The following is a 13,634-nucleotide window of genomic DNA, read 5'->3' on the forward strand; positions in this document are numbered from 1 at the left end:
CTTACTGAATCTGCGACAAGAAAATTCGTTCCGTCATTGCTCCGTTCATATTGTCGTAAAAAAAGTTTGAAATATCCCATTTGCCTTGAAGGGCAAAAAAAGTTTTCATGCTTACAAGATAAATTATCGGGCATTGCTCAAGAATAATGGACTGATATTCATCCCAAATTTTTTTAGCCTGATTGAAATCGTTTGTAAATGAACCTTCGTTGTAAAGATGGTCAATTCTTGCTTCCCATTCAGTTGCCGGAGTTTTTTGCTCTGGATACCAAAGATGCAGGTTTCCGCTTGAAGGCCAGACATTGCTTCCTTGCGTTGGAAAAATATTCGCGCCAAGCCCAATGAACACTGACTGCCAGTCATAAGTTGAAGTCAAAAGCTCAATCAGTTTCTGAAAGTCAACCTGACGAACATTCACGGTTATTCCAACGCTTGAACATTCGTCCGCCACAATTTGCGCCATGTCGTTTGCGGTTGTGCTAGAAGAAGCGATTGTAAGGTCAAATGAAATTTCGTTTCCAAAGGCATCGCGCATTGTTCCGTTTGAATCTTGGTTTATTCCGATTTTTGACAAAAGCCGCAAAGCCATTTCTTTGTCGAATCTGTATTTTAGTGTGATTGCTTCATTGTAATAAGGATTTACGCTTGGAAAAAAATTGTACTTTGGCTCAGCAAGTCCGCGGTAAGTCTGTTCAATTATTCTTTCACGGTTTAAAAGACAGCTCATTGCCTGACGGAATTCTTTTTTTGTAAACCAGCTGTAGAAATTTTTTCCTCTGTTTTTTGGATTCTGATTGAAAGTCCACATTGCAGTTCCAATTGAACCTTCTGAGCGGAAAACTTTGTAAGAATCTTTTTGTCCGCTTATTACAGCATCAACTTCTTCTGGAACAGGCGAATAGGATTCCAATTTTCCTTGCTTGAACAAAAGATATTCAGTCCGCGGATTTCCTACAATTTGAACTGTCTTTGTGTCTATGTAAGTTGTGGTTTTTCCTTGAAAGTCTTTTTCCCAGTAGTACGGATTTTTCTTGTACACTATTCTTTGGCCCGGAATATATTCAGCTATGTACCATCTTCCCATTGAAGGAATTTCCTGTACATTGCACGAAGCCTTGAATAAGTCTTTTACACCTTCTGCGCCTTTTTCTTCCTTTGCTTTTTTATAAATAAAAGACGGACAAAAGTTCATGTTTGTGGCAAGAAGCGGATCTGCTATAATCCGCGGAAAAACAAAATCAAACTGCCTGTCGTTTATTTTTACACATTCAATGCGCGCAGAGCTTCCGTCTGGCATGGAAACAAACTGTCCGTTGTAGCCTGAGCTTTGGAACGCTGGATCTCCTGCAATTTCGTTGTACCAGAAAACAACGTCATCAGAAGTTACAGGAACTTTTTTATCTGAACCGAACCAAGTCCAATAAAGATTTTCACGCAAGGTGTAATGAACGGTGAGCGTGTTTTTTTCCTTGTTTGTTTCTACTTCAAAGAATGCAGCTTTTGGAAACCATTTTTTTTCAGCATTGTCATAGTCCACAAGCGAATCCAAAGTCTGATTTATAATTCCTGCGCTTTCTGCATCGCGTTCTGCAATGTACTGGTTGAAAGTTTTTGGGTCCGCATTCACTGAAGAAAGCCATTCTCCGCCTTCTGTTCCATCTGCAAAACTGCCGCCTTTCCATGGTTTGTAGAGAGTCTTTCCAAGAAGAAGCGAGCCTGAATTTTTTTTGTATTCCGCAATTTCTTCAAGTGTCATTTCAGGAGATTTTTGTCCGCAGCTAAAAAACAAGCCGGCGCATAAAAATAAAGCGAATGTTTTTTTCATTTTACGCTCCTACGGTTATAGTTCCTTTAAAGACATCCCGGAGAATTTTTACTTCTGTAGGAATTTCCTGCTTTTTTTCTTCAACTTTTTTCGGAACAAACTGAATTTCAAAGCTTATTGTCCGTCCGTAAATTTTAGAAAGATATTCTGAAATTTTAGAAGCCTGCTGCTGAATCTGCATCTGCTCAAACTGATTTTCACTTATTGCGCTTGCTTTGTTTTCTTCAAGCTTCCATTCTTTTGTTTGCATTAAAGTGCTGGCAAGCAAAGCATCGTCCACAGAAAAATCAGAAATCATTGCTTCTTTTACTTTTTCTATGTCAGAAGTGTCTACATCTTTTGCCGCGGATTCTTTTTGTTGCGGAATATCTTGGTTTTGCTCTAAAGGCTTGGTTTCTGCCTCTGCTGAAAATTTTTCAGGCGGTTCAGCTCCGCCATCATAAAAAGAGTCTTCGTCTTCTTCCAGCGCGCTGAATGTGGGAATTGGAGCGGGAACAGATAAAAACGAATTCCTTGGCGCATTTATATTTACCGGTTCATTTTTTTTTTCAGCAGGGATTTTTCTTTGCGAGGTTGAATTTGCCAAAATCGGTTTTACAGCATCAATTGCTTTTTTGACTTCCGCTGCGCAAACGTAATCTTTAAGCCAGCAAAGCCTTGAAACTGCAAGCTCAAATTCGTATCTTGGGCTTAGCGAGTAGCGGACATCCCTGTAAAGTTGCATAAAAATTCCAAGTGCTCTTTCTGTCTGCACTGAATTCCAGGAATCCAACACTTCTTTAGAAAAACGGTCTGCGCTTTGTCCAAGCAAGGATTCTTTTTTTACACCGCTTTTTATAAGAAGAATTGACCTTAAATAGTCTGCGCAGTTTGAAATAAGCTGCTCAATGCTTACGCCGTTCTGCAAATATTCATCAAGCTTTAATAGCGCGTTTTCTGAATCTTTTTTTACACAGAATCCGAATATTTCATTCAAGCGGTCAACTCCAACAAGTCCAAGCTTGTCGCGGATTTTTTCGTAAGTGATTTCTCCGCCGGAAAAAGCTGCAACCTGATCAAAGAGCGTGTACGAATCTCTCATTGAGCCTGTTGATTCTCTTGCAATCCAATAAAGCGCTTCGTCTTCTGCCTTTATTCCAAGTTCGCTGGCGGCTTCTGCAAGCTGCTGTTTTACTTTTTCAATTGGAACAAGCCTAAAGTTGAACTGCTGGCATCTTGATTTTATTGTAGCTGGAACTTTTTGGATTTCCGTAGTTGCGAAAATAAAAATGCAGTATGGCGGCGGCTCTTCAATTGTCTTTAAAAGTGCGTTGAATGCTGAAGTTGAAAGCATGTGGACTTCATCGATTATGTAGATTTTGTATCTGCATGAATTCGGCGGAAACAAAACTTCATCTTTTATCTGGCGAACATCATTTACGCTTGTATTTGAAGCTCCGTCTATTTCAATTACATCGAGCGAAGAACCGGCTGTTATTTCCTTACAGGCTGCGCATTCTCCGCACGGAAAAGCTGTAGGTCCTTTCTGGCAGTTCAGGGCTTTTGCAAGAATTCTTGCAGTTGATGTTTTTCCGCATCCTCTCGGACCTGAAAACAAATATGCGTGAGCTATTTTTTTTGACTGAATTGAATTCTTGAGGGTTTCTGCAACGAATTCCTGACCAACAAGATTGTCAAAATTTTGTGGACGACGCCTTGTCGCTGTAACTTCGTAAGCCATACGCTATAGAATACAGTAAAAAATCAATATTTACAACGGCAGTTTTTAAAGGGAAATCAACCGTAGAATTTTTGTTTCCTGTTCTAAGCGGAACGTGCTTCCTATTCAAACAGGAACGGCATTTTTGCTTTAAGCGGAAGTTCTTTCCTGTTAGAGCAGGAACGTATTTTTTTGCTCTAACTGAAATGTTTTCTTCTATTATATATTACGTCAATTTAAATCTGACAGGGTATCTGTATCTTACAGCGCAAGCTTTTCCGTTGATTAACGATGGGACACAATCTATTCCGTTGAACGCTGCCACTGCCGCTTCTGCAAATCCGTAGCCGGGATTTTTCAGCACGTTGATTTTTACAACTTTTCCCTTGGAATCTATAAAAAGTTCAAGCACAACTACGCCTTCAATTTTCTGTTTTTTTGCCATCTGCGGATAGGAAAGTCGACTTAGAATTTTTTTTGAAGGAAATGCTGGTGCTTTTGAAATCTTGTGCTGAGGAACATAGTCTGCGAACGGCTCAGGCTCTGCTTCTTGTTTTTGTTGTTCTTTTGCAATTTCCTCTTTTTTCTCTTCGATTTTTTCGCTTGCTTTTGGCTCTTTGTGTTCTGCAACTTCAGCTTCTCTTTTTGGAGCGGATTTTTGTTTTGGTGGCGGCGGAAGATATTCCTGTGCATCAACGAGCTTGAAAACTTTTGTCTCAATAAAATCTTGCTCTTCAAGTTTTTTTTCGTTCTTTCCCTTGAAAATACAGAACGCCCCGATGTGAAGAAGAATTGTTACGATAAGTATGAGCGGCTTGTAGAATTTTTGGCAGATTCCGCAGAATTTCGGCTGTTTCATTTTACAAACTCCTTTACCACAAAGCTTACAACTCTGTGCTGAAGCGACTGCAAAACGGACACAACTGAATTCACATATTTATAAGGCGTGTTTTTATCTGCGATTATGTGGACTTGCACATCTGGATGCTCGGCAATTGCGGAAACAACAAGGGCTTCCAGAAGTTCCGGCGTTGCATTTTGCTTGTTTGCGCTTACAGTTCCGTCTTTTTGAATCCAGATTTCAAAGTTGTGTTCAAGACTTGTCTTTTGTAGCTGCTTTGCTTCGGAATATTCAATGTGTTCTTCATAACGCTGGTTCATAAGCGAAATCAGCATTATAAAAATCAGCAGGAGAAATCCTATGTCCGACATTGAGGATGTTGTTATGCTTGCTTTTCGTTTTTTGCGTTTTATGTTCATACACTGTCTTCCATTTTGAAGCAGAAGTTTTCTATATTAAGATTTCTTATCTCATAAATCACATCGACTACATTTTGATAAAGAGTTTCGGGATTTATAAAAAGAAGAAATGTCATGTTCGGCCATTCTTTTTGTTTTTCCTGAAGCGCGGTGCAAAGCTCTTCAAGGCTTGCGTTTTTTCCGTTGAGAATTAGAGTTCCATCTGCATTCAGTCTGGCTTTAATAAGGTCGTTCTGCTGCACAACTTTCGGTTTTTCTTTTGACGGCAAATTCAGCACAAAGCCCTTGTTCACATTGAATCCCGCAATCACAATGAAAAACACAATCAAGAGGAAGCTCAAGTCCTGAAGCGAGCCTGAGCTTGTGTCTTCAAACGGTCGTCTTTTGCTTTTAATCATTTTGTGCACCAAGAAGTTCTGGAATAATGTCGTTTACGGCTTTTGAAGTTTCGGCGGCAAAGACATCGACTTTCTGAACAAAAAGATTGTAGGCGACAAGGGCAACAATCGCAATTATAAGTCCGAAAACTGTTGTAATTAAGGCCTCGTAAATTCCGCCTGCGACAAGTTGCGCATTTACATCTGTGGCGTCCGCAATCGACTTGAAAGCTCCAATCATTCCTGAAACTGTTCCCAAAAATCCTGTGAGAGGCGCAAGTGAAGAAAGAGCTGTAAGATAATTAAAGCCGTTTTCCATTCTGCGGATTCTTTCCTGAGCTTCACTTTCCGCAGCTTTTTCCATTCTTGACTCTCCGAATTTTGAATTCTGTAAAAGAGCTAGAAAAACTGTTGCGGCTGTTTTTTTGCGGCTGAATGAAGAAAGAAGTTGTTCCGCTTCGTCTTTTTTGTTCTGCCTTAAAAGTTTTTTTATACTGTTGCTTAAAGATGAAACATTGCAGTCGTGCCAGAAAAGATAAATGCAACGTTCCAAAACCAGCGCGAATGTCGCAATGCTGAAAATAAGAAGAACCCACATAAAAGGTCCGCCGAGTTTAAAAAGTTCAACCAAATTGAATGTCATATTTTTCTCCCATAAAAATCGGTTTTTTATCTGTCATTCTTGTGCTTGACACGGGAATGACACTTAAATTGCTGTTCTTATCAAAGCTCGAAATTAAGGCTAATAGCTTATTTTAAGTCCGAGTGAAATCATCGGAATTCCAATGTTGAAATTTGCGCTTGAAGTGTTATCGTCTTCTTTTCCTGTGCGGCTGTTGAATCCTTTTTCGCCTTTTGGACTGTAAAGATTCAGGAAAATATTCTCTGCGCCGATGTAGTATTCAAGTGTTGTCCGTGATGATTTTCCGACTTTTTTCTTATAGCCAAGCCTAATGTCAATTGGGCACGAAATCTGTGTGCGCAAACTATCGTTGTAGAAACTGTTCCTTGTATAACGCTGAATTACAGTTCCGTCTTCAAGTTTTGCCGGGTAGCAGTAAATGCTGCTGCTGTCTTTTTTGGGAGTTCCTGTGGCGAAAGTTCCTTTTACAGTGAATGTCCAGTGCTCCTTGAACTTGAAGTTTGCAACAGCATTCAGCGTGTGGAATCTGTGGAAGTCAGGATAGTACCATTCATCAAGCGGATCGCCGTAATTTGTTGTCTGGTCGTCATAAAGTTTTGTATACGGATTTTTGAATCTTGCCATTACAAACGAGTACGAAAGATAGCCGTCCCATTTTTCGCCGTTTTTCTTTTCCAGCATAAGATCGAATCCTGTTGTGAATCCTTTTCCGTTGAATCTTGAATCAAGTTTTATATCCATTGGATCTGTGTCGTCTTCTACAGTAAACATTCTGTTCAGGTAGTGCTTGTAGTAGCCTTCAAGTTTAAAGTTCCAGTCCTCGTTGAATTTAAGCTCGGTTCCTAAGACAGTGAAAATTGCCCTGTTTGGACTTACATCTGATTCCTTAAGTCCCATGTCTTTGCTTGCAACAATCAGCTCCATTGGAACAGAAGAAAAAAGTCCGCAGCCTGCGCTGAATGAAACTTTGTCAAAATAATCTGTGTAACGCCACGGTGTGCAGTGCAGAACTGCCCTTGGATTAAACACTGGTTTTGCATCCAGGCTTAAATCAGCGTTGTAATTTCTTATGTTAAGCTCGTCAATGCGTAATCCAGTTTCTCCGCTAAAAACAGATGTTTCTGTTCCAAAATTCCAAAGCACATAAGCTGCTGATTTAAAAACATTATTTCCTTTTTCTTTTATTGAATAATCGATTTCGTAAAAGTCAGGGTACGGCGAATCTTTCTTTAGCTGCTCGTTCCAGCCGTGCATTTTTTGTGTAGTGTCGCTTCTGCTCCACATTTCTTCTGCGCCGACTGCAATTCTGTTACTTGCATTAAGTTCCATTTCGCCTTCAATTTTTCCCTGAATCTGATGGGCAATTATTCGCTCTTTTTGGCTTTCGTTCTGTGTGTTTAGTTGATATTTTTTTCTTGTTCTTGCCTCGTCGCTTAAAAGGGAACCGTACTGCTCAAGAAAATCATCGTTGTATTTAAATTCGCCGTCAACAGTTCCGCTGTACGTCAGGTTTTCGAAAGTCCAGTTGTAGCTTGCAAGTGCCTTGACTTGTGTGTTGTCGCTTGGAATCCATTTTGCGTTCAATGCTGCAAATGCGGTCTGCATACTAAAATCAAAGTCCGATGTTGTGTGCTCGCCATCGTCAGTGTCGTCTGTTTCAAGCCCAACTCCGTCGCTTCCGTAGAATGCGTTGAAAGTCAAGTTCAGTTTTTCCGCCGGATTCCAATAAATTTTTGTGTAGAAGTCGCGGATATAAGGAACGGTTTTTAGCGCGTCTGTAATTTCATTTGAACCGCCAAACATTTTGTATGCTCCAATGTAGCCTTCAATGTAAGTAATTTTTCCGCCTGCAAAAACTCCAAAATTATTTGTTACTGGAAGCTGAATAAATAAATCTGTCGCAATAGAAGTTATGTTGAAATCAAAGTGAATTTCTTCGCCCGGCTGAACTGTTGTTACTTCCATAAGTCCTGAAAGAGCCTGTCCGTAGCGCGCCGAAAAAACTCCGTTGCTCATCTTTACGCTGTCTGTCATGTGTGGATTGAAGATTGAATATGCGCCGCCCCAGTGCCACGGATAAAGAATGTAAACTCCGTCAAGAACAGTCTGCATTTCCCTTGGATAGCCTCCGCGGATTGAAGGCTCGCTGTTCCAGTTGCCGTTAAAAGTTATGCCGGGCATTGTTTGCACGGAACTCATAACGTCTTCAACAAGTCCGATCTGCGAAGTTGTTTTGAGTTGTTCCTTGTCCATTACGACAGAAACTCCGCTCACTGCTTCTTTTTCCGAATCTGCGGTTTGTTCAAGAGTAAGGCCTTCGCCTTCCATTATGATGTCGTCAAAATTGTCATCAGACTGCATTGCCTCTTGTGCTGCCTGCGCATGAACAAAAAAACTTGAAGCGAAAAGTCCCAGTGCGATAAATAGTTTGAATACCTGGTTCATTTTTCCTCCCATTTGTACTTGAATAATAAAACCTAAGTGCTTTGGTACTTATTTTGTTAGTTTTATTGAATTATATAAAATGTATATCGTTTGTCAATATGATTTTAGTAATTAACATTAATATATTTTTGTTTTAGAATAAAATATTAATGTAAAACATAGATTTTAAAGTAAACATATAAGTTTGTGGACAAAAGAAAATATAATTTGTGTTATGCCGCGTTTTTTAGGTGATAAGTTGCATAATTTTAAAGATGAATTTTTGCAGATGACAATTTTGCTGTTTGTTGAATAAATTGACAAGCTGATATTTTTCATATAAACTCTCTTTTACAATAACGTATGTTATTTTTATATCTTATAATCTTTTTGCTTGTCAATACAGAATAAAAAAAATTTCTAAAAACACGTTGTTGTGTTATAAACTTTTATGAACCATCTTGTGGAGTTTTATTTATGAAAAAGATTTTTTTGCTTTTAGCTGTAGCTTTTGTTGCTGCAATCAATTGTTTTGCAAATATTCAGTTTAGCTTCGATGTTGTTGGAAAGCCTATCAATCATTCAGAAATTGAAATTCCTACTGTGCGCGGAAAAAATTTAGATGACTTTACAGGCTCGATTAACAAACTGCTAGAATTTGGATTTGAAGCGGGGATTGTTTATTTTGTTGAAAAAGAAAATTCAGAAACTGGAAAAATGCTTTTTAGTTTATTAGATGAAGATTCTGCAGAAAGTCAGCAGGAAAACCAAACGGACAGTTCAAAATATCAGTGTGGAATTTATTTTGATGTTGAAATGCTTTCTTACAGAAATGCAATAATTAAAATAAAAAAAGATGATAAAACAAAAAAGACTTTCAATGACAAAGTTAATGGTGGAGATTATTCTTTGGCTTTGGGATTTTGCGGCCGCTACAACAAGTCTGAATCTTTTTTCTTTGATTTTAAACTTGGACTTTACGGAAGCTATACTTCATTTGAAAACAAAGACGATTCGTATAATTTAATGTCGCTTGCAGGCGGATGTGAACTCGGAATTTCTATAAATTACAGAATTCTAAAAACTTCAAAGTTTGCAACGGCTCTTTCCTTGGGATGCGAAATAAATGCTGGTTCTTGCTTTGGAACTTTAAGTGAATCTGGCTATGATGACACGACATTTGATCTTTCTTCTAAATCTACTGAAATAGGAATAGAAGTTCACACAGGCGTAAAGTTTATTCTTTAAAAACTGAAACTCTGCATGGCAATTTCGCGTCGGCGTTCATTGCGCTTCAAGTCCTAGAATTTTTGTTGATTAATTTAAATAAAAAAAAGGATACTTCATTACGAAGTGTCCTTTATAATTTTACTGGGCCATCTAGGACTTGAACCTAGGACCAAGGGATTATGAGTCCCCTGCTCTAACCGACTGAGCTAATGGCCCGAATGTCAAATATTATATCTGAAATTTTACATTGGGGTCAATAGCAAAAATGTTTTCTTCCGCTAGATTTTGAATTTCGACAGGACGCTGTCCATGACCTTTATGCTGTCGTGGGTTGTCTGCGCCATTTCGGAGATGTTCTGCGCGGAGGTGTTTATTTCCTTTACGCCTTCCGACATTTCGTCCATGCTTCCTGCAACCTGCTGGGCGAGCATATCGAGGTTTCCGGCTGCGGTCGCAACATTCTCAACTGCGGCGGACATTTCCTTTGCGGTCTTGAGAACTGTTGAAGTCGTATCGTCCACGTCCTGCAGATTCGCTAGAACCTGTTTTGAGGACTCATGCTGGCGCGACATTGTTGTGTCCACATTCTGAACAAGTGATTCAGTGGAGCTGACTTTTTCAGTTATCTTTTCAAATTCCTTTACGGAAATTTCTGAAGTCTCAACAACCTTTGCAATCACCTGGCCGATTGTCTCAAGCTCCTTCTTGATTGAATTTGACTGCGCGGCGGAATTCTCGGCAAGCTTTCTGATTTCGTCCGCAACAACACTGAATCCCTTTCCGGCTTCTCCTGCATGCGCGGCTTCAATCGCGGCGTTCATGGCAAGAAGATTCGTCTGCGAGGCAATCTGCGAGATTACGGAGTTCGCGTCGGCAAGATTCTTGGACTGCTCCGCCATGTTCTTGATTTCATCCGCCATTTCGTTCTGGCGCGTCTTTCCGGAATCAGTGATGCGGATAAGCTCCTTGTATTCTCCGGCAAGGTTTGCGACGGATTCCGACATTTCCGCGATGTCAGCAACCATTTTCTCGATGAAAGATGACGATTCCGTGATTTTTGCGGACTGGTCTTCGATGTTCTTTTCAAGCGAATCAATTCCGCGGCTTGAGCTGTCAAGAATTCCCTGAACTTCATCAAGCGTCTTGTTCTGTTTTTCAATCTGATTTTTTACGCTCAGAATGTTCGACATAATCTGGGAGACCGCGCTTGCCGATTCCTGCGAAGTTGAAGCCAGGCTTGTTCCTATTGACTCAAGCTGGGATTCCGCCGAATTCACGTCCGCAAGAAGACTTCTCAAAGTTCCGATAAACTGGTTCACGGAATCTATCATCTCGCCGATTTCATTCTCTTTGTTTGTGTCTATTTTTACAGTAAGGTCGGAAGTGCCGGATTCTCCGTTCAGGCTTCTGAATGCCACGGACGTTCTTCTCAAAGGCTTCATCACAATCTGCAGAATTATAAATAGGATTACTCCAAGGCTTGCAAGAATCGCAACAATCACAACAGGAAGCGCAAGACTAACAAGGTGCGATGAGCTTTTTGCAAGTTCCTTCAGATTTATTCCGAGGTAAAGCATGGCGTTTCCGTCTTCGCTGTCAATCGGGCTGAAAACCGTCGCGGCAACGTTTCCCTTGTAGCGGTCAATCAGCTCAAGGACATGGCGTTTTTCGTAGACTTCGCCGATGATGAAAGGACTTCCCATTTTTCCGCCGGTCTTTGGTTTGCCGTTCTCGTCAATGTCAGAACTTTCAACGCAAGTGTCTTCTATAAAGATGTTCATGCTGCATCCGAGCGTGGAACCGTATTCTGAAATCCACTCATGGTCTGAAATTTCCTGCTGAATCAAAAGAACGCTTCCGTTTATCGCTGGAAACTTTGCGGCTGCGGTTGCAAGAACCTCGTCATTTTTGAGAGAGACGCATGAATTCAGTTTTCCGCCCGCGGCAGCCTTGAGCGCGTTCTTTTCGGAGGCAAGCGAAACAGAACTGTTCTTTCCGGCTGAATAGATTGTCTCGCCTGAGGTTTTGGCAAGAATCACGCTGTAAAGCTCCGCTTCTTTCTGAGCTTCCGAAAGCCTCTTAAAAATTTCGTCCTTAGATGAAATGCCACTCCAGTCAATCTTGTCCTGAATCACTGAAAGCTTTTTCTCAAGATTTTCCCGCCGTGAATCGAACAGAACGTGCATCCTGTCCGAGCTTGCTCTAAGCTCCATTTTTTTCATTCCTGTAATTTCGCCCGAAATCATCTTGCGCAGAACCAGCGAAACGCAGACCGAAACAACAACTGAAAGCACAACAGAAATAACAACAAGCACTGAATAAATAGACTTCTTCTTTTCCATAAAAAACCTACCGAGAATTTCGTAACCCCTTTTTATATTATTCAGCTACGGGGTGAATGTCAATTTTTTTTGCTTAACTAAACGATATTTTATTGATACAATTTTAACATGAGCAATGTAACTACGATTATTCCGACGCCTTCAACTTTTAAACGTGTGGTTCTTGTTATTGCCGGCGCAGTTATTTTTTCCATGAATCTGAATTCTTTTGCTTATGCGGCAGAACTTTTTCCAGGCGGATTTGCAGGAATTTCGCTTTTGATTCAGCGAGCATTTTTGAAGTTTTTCAATGTAAAAATTCCGTATACAGTTTTGTATTTTGCGCTGAATGCCGTGCCGGTTTTTATAAGCTTTAAATATATTGGAAAGAAGTTCACAATTTTTTCTTTGCTGATGATTGCAATTTCTTCGTTTCTTACAGATTTTATTCCTTCAATACGCATTACAGACGATTTGCTTTTGTGCTCGATTTTCGGTGGAATTTTAAACGGACTTGCTATAACTTGCTGCCTTTATGCTGATGCTACAAGCGGCGGAACGGACTTTATCGCAATTTATTTTTCTGAAAAAAAAGGCATGGATATGTGGAACATGATTTTCGGAATGAATATTTGCGTTCTTGTTGTGGCTGGAATTCTTTTTGGCTGGGACAAAGCTCTTTATTCGATTATTTTTCAGTTCAGCTCGACTCAAATCTTAAATGAACTTTATCGCCGCTATCAAAAAATAACGCTTTTTATTATCACAGAAAAACCCGACGAAATGTACCATGTTGTAAGGACTTCTACAAACCATGACGCTACAAAATTTATTGGAACAGGCTGCTACAAAAATTCAGAAAAGACAATGCTTTACACAGTTGTTTCTGCGGATGAGCTTGGACCTTTGAGCCGTGAGCTTAAAAAATGCGATCCAGCCGCTTTTATAAATGTTTTAAAAACAAAAGAAATTTTAGGGCGGTTTTTTACAAGAAGCAAAGATTAAGCGTTTATTAAACTTTTCCGCAGCATTTGAGAAGAAAAAATATGTGCTGAATTTTTCGGGGAAGAATTTTCCGCAGAGGCTCGGTGCTTTTGTTTTCGGGGCAGAGAGCCATTGCCTGCGCCATTATGTCGCTCATTGCAGGAGGAACGCCGCCTAGAATTTTTTCTGCTTCATCTTTTGAATACTGCCTGTGGGAAAGTCCAAGCCTTGAAAGTTTTTCTTCCGGATAAAATTTGCATGGCCGCCAGACAAGTGAACGGTTTTTGCTGTAAAAACAGCTTGCTCCAAAAAGCCTGCAAATAAAAGGACGTCCGCCGTAAATGGAACAATGATAATTATTTTCCGCATTGAAAAAGATGCAGGTTTTGCCGGAATTTTCTGCGCTTTCAAGAAGTTTTTCCGCAGTTTGCCTTTGATTTTGTATAAGCCACAATGCCATAAAGTTGGCCTCGGCTTGTGTTAAATCCGGCTCAAAGTTGTGGCAGCACATTCCGCATCCAGAAGGACAGGTGAATTTTGTTTTTTTGTACCAGTCCGACTGCTGCTTTTCAAGTTTAAAATAAAGTCTTTCTGTTTCGGCGGCAATTTTGCCTTCGCAAGTGTCTTTTAGGCTTTCAAAAACTGATTCCATGGCCTTTGCCTAAATTAAGTTTTTACAAAAATTTTGCGCTGCACGTTTTTTTATTCTAGGTTTTATACAAGTCAAAAAAAGCGGCTTCTTAAATGTCATTCCCGTGCTACGACACTGCGATGTTTACGCAGTAAATTCGGTCAGGAATCTGTTGGAAATTTTCAATAGATTATCAACCGAGTTTCTTTCAGAAACATCGCAGGGTCAAGCCCGATAATG

At 40.1% G+C, this 13,634-nt stretch carries 11 protein-coding genes and 1 tRNA gene; 2 read left to right on the forward strand and 10 right to left on the reverse strand.

The annotated features are described in order from the left end of the window. Position 1: 1 nt before the first annotated feature. The 7 genes from B4C08_RS05950 to B4C08_RS05980 all read right to left on the reverse strand — a co-directional run bounded on the left by B4C08_RS05950 (position 2) and on the right by B4C08_RS05980 (position 8,249). The gene (locus B4C08_RS05950; protein ID WP_296663953.1) at positions 2-1,825 is read right to left on the reverse strand and encodes an ABC transporter substrate-binding protein; all 1,824 of its coding nucleotides are present in this window, start codon (positions 1,823-1,825) and stop codon (positions 2-4) included. Between the two features lies 1 nt (position 1,826). After that, a complete protein-coding gene (gene dnaX, locus B4C08_RS05955) occupies positions 1,827-3,545 on the reverse strand; it encodes a DNA polymerase III subunit gamma/tau (protein WP_296663955.1) in 1,719 nt (572 codons plus the stop codon). A 205-nt stretch (positions 3,546-3,750) separates the two neighbouring features. After that, positions 3,751-4,383: an energy transducer TonB gene (locus tag B4C08_RS05960; protein WP_296663957.1), complete on the reverse strand. Its 633-nt coding sequence runs from the start codon at positions 4,381-4,383 to the stop codon at positions 3,751-3,753. Beyond that, positions 4,380-4,784 (reverse strand): ExbD/TolR family protein, encoded by a 405-nt coding sequence (locus B4C08_RS05965; protein ID WP_296663958.1) that lies wholly within the window; start codon positions 4,782-4,784, stop codon positions 4,380-4,382. Before B4C08_RS05965 ends, B4C08_RS05960 begins: the two co-directional genes overlap by 4 nt. Next, positions 4,781-5,182, reverse strand: coding sequence for an ExbD/TolR family protein (locus B4C08_RS05970; RefSeq protein ID WP_296663960.1), 402 nt, complete (start codon positions 5,180-5,182; stop codon positions 4,781-4,783). Before B4C08_RS05970 ends, B4C08_RS05965 begins: the two co-directional genes overlap by 4 nt. Next, a complete protein-coding gene (locus B4C08_RS05975) occupies positions 5,175-5,804 on the reverse strand; it encodes a MotA/TolQ/ExbB proton channel family protein (protein WP_296663962.1) in 630 nt (209 codons plus the stop codon). Before B4C08_RS05975 ends, B4C08_RS05970 begins: the two co-directional genes overlap by 8 nt. A 99-nt stretch (positions 5,805-5,903) precedes the next feature. Next, complete coding sequence (locus tag B4C08_RS05980) at positions 5,904-8,249, reverse strand: TonB-dependent receptor plug domain-containing protein (protein WP_296663963.1); 2,346 nt, start codon at positions 8,247-8,249, stop codon at positions 5,904-5,906. 456 nt (positions 8,250-8,705) lie between these two features. On the opposite strand from B4C08_RS05980, the gene B4C08_RS05985 reads away from it, so the two are divergent. Continuing rightward, on the forward strand, positions 8,706-9,476 hold the full coding sequence (locus B4C08_RS05985) for a hypothetical protein (protein ID WP_296663965.1): 771 nt from the start codon (positions 8,706-8,708) through the stop codon (positions 9,474-9,476). Between the two features lie 124 nt (positions 9,477-9,600). Here the strand turns inward: B4C08_RS05985 and B4C08_RS05990 are convergent. Further along, positions 9,601-9,674, reverse strand: a tRNA-Ile gene (locus B4C08_RS05990). 62 nt (positions 9,675-9,736) lie between these two features. After that, on the reverse strand, positions 9,737-11,800 hold the full coding sequence (locus tag B4C08_RS05995; RefSeq protein ID WP_296663966.1) for a methyl-accepting chemotaxis protein: 2,064 nt from the start codon (positions 11,798-11,800) through the stop codon (positions 9,737-9,739). A gap of 108 nt (positions 11,801-11,908) precedes the next feature. Between B4C08_RS05995 and B4C08_RS06000 the strand changes: the two genes are divergently transcribed. Beyond that, positions 11,909-12,784, forward strand: coding sequence for a YitT family protein (locus B4C08_RS06000; RefSeq protein ID WP_296663968.1), 876 nt, complete (start codon positions 11,909-11,911; stop codon positions 12,782-12,784). Positions 12,785-12,791: 7 nt separating this feature from the next. Here B4C08_RS06000 and B4C08_RS06005 read toward each other — a convergent pair whose 3' ends face one another. Beyond that, positions 12,792-13,415, reverse strand: coding sequence for a YkgJ family cysteine cluster protein (locus tag B4C08_RS06005; protein ID WP_296663970.1), 624 nt, complete (start codon positions 13,413-13,415; stop codon positions 12,792-12,794). Positions 13,416-13,634: the final 219 nt, after the last annotated feature.

This window comes from Treponema sp. UBA753, from assembly GCF_002297325.1.
In the GTDB taxonomy this organism is placed as follows: Bacteria; Spirochaetota; Spirochaetia; order Treponematales; family Treponemataceae; genus Treponema_D.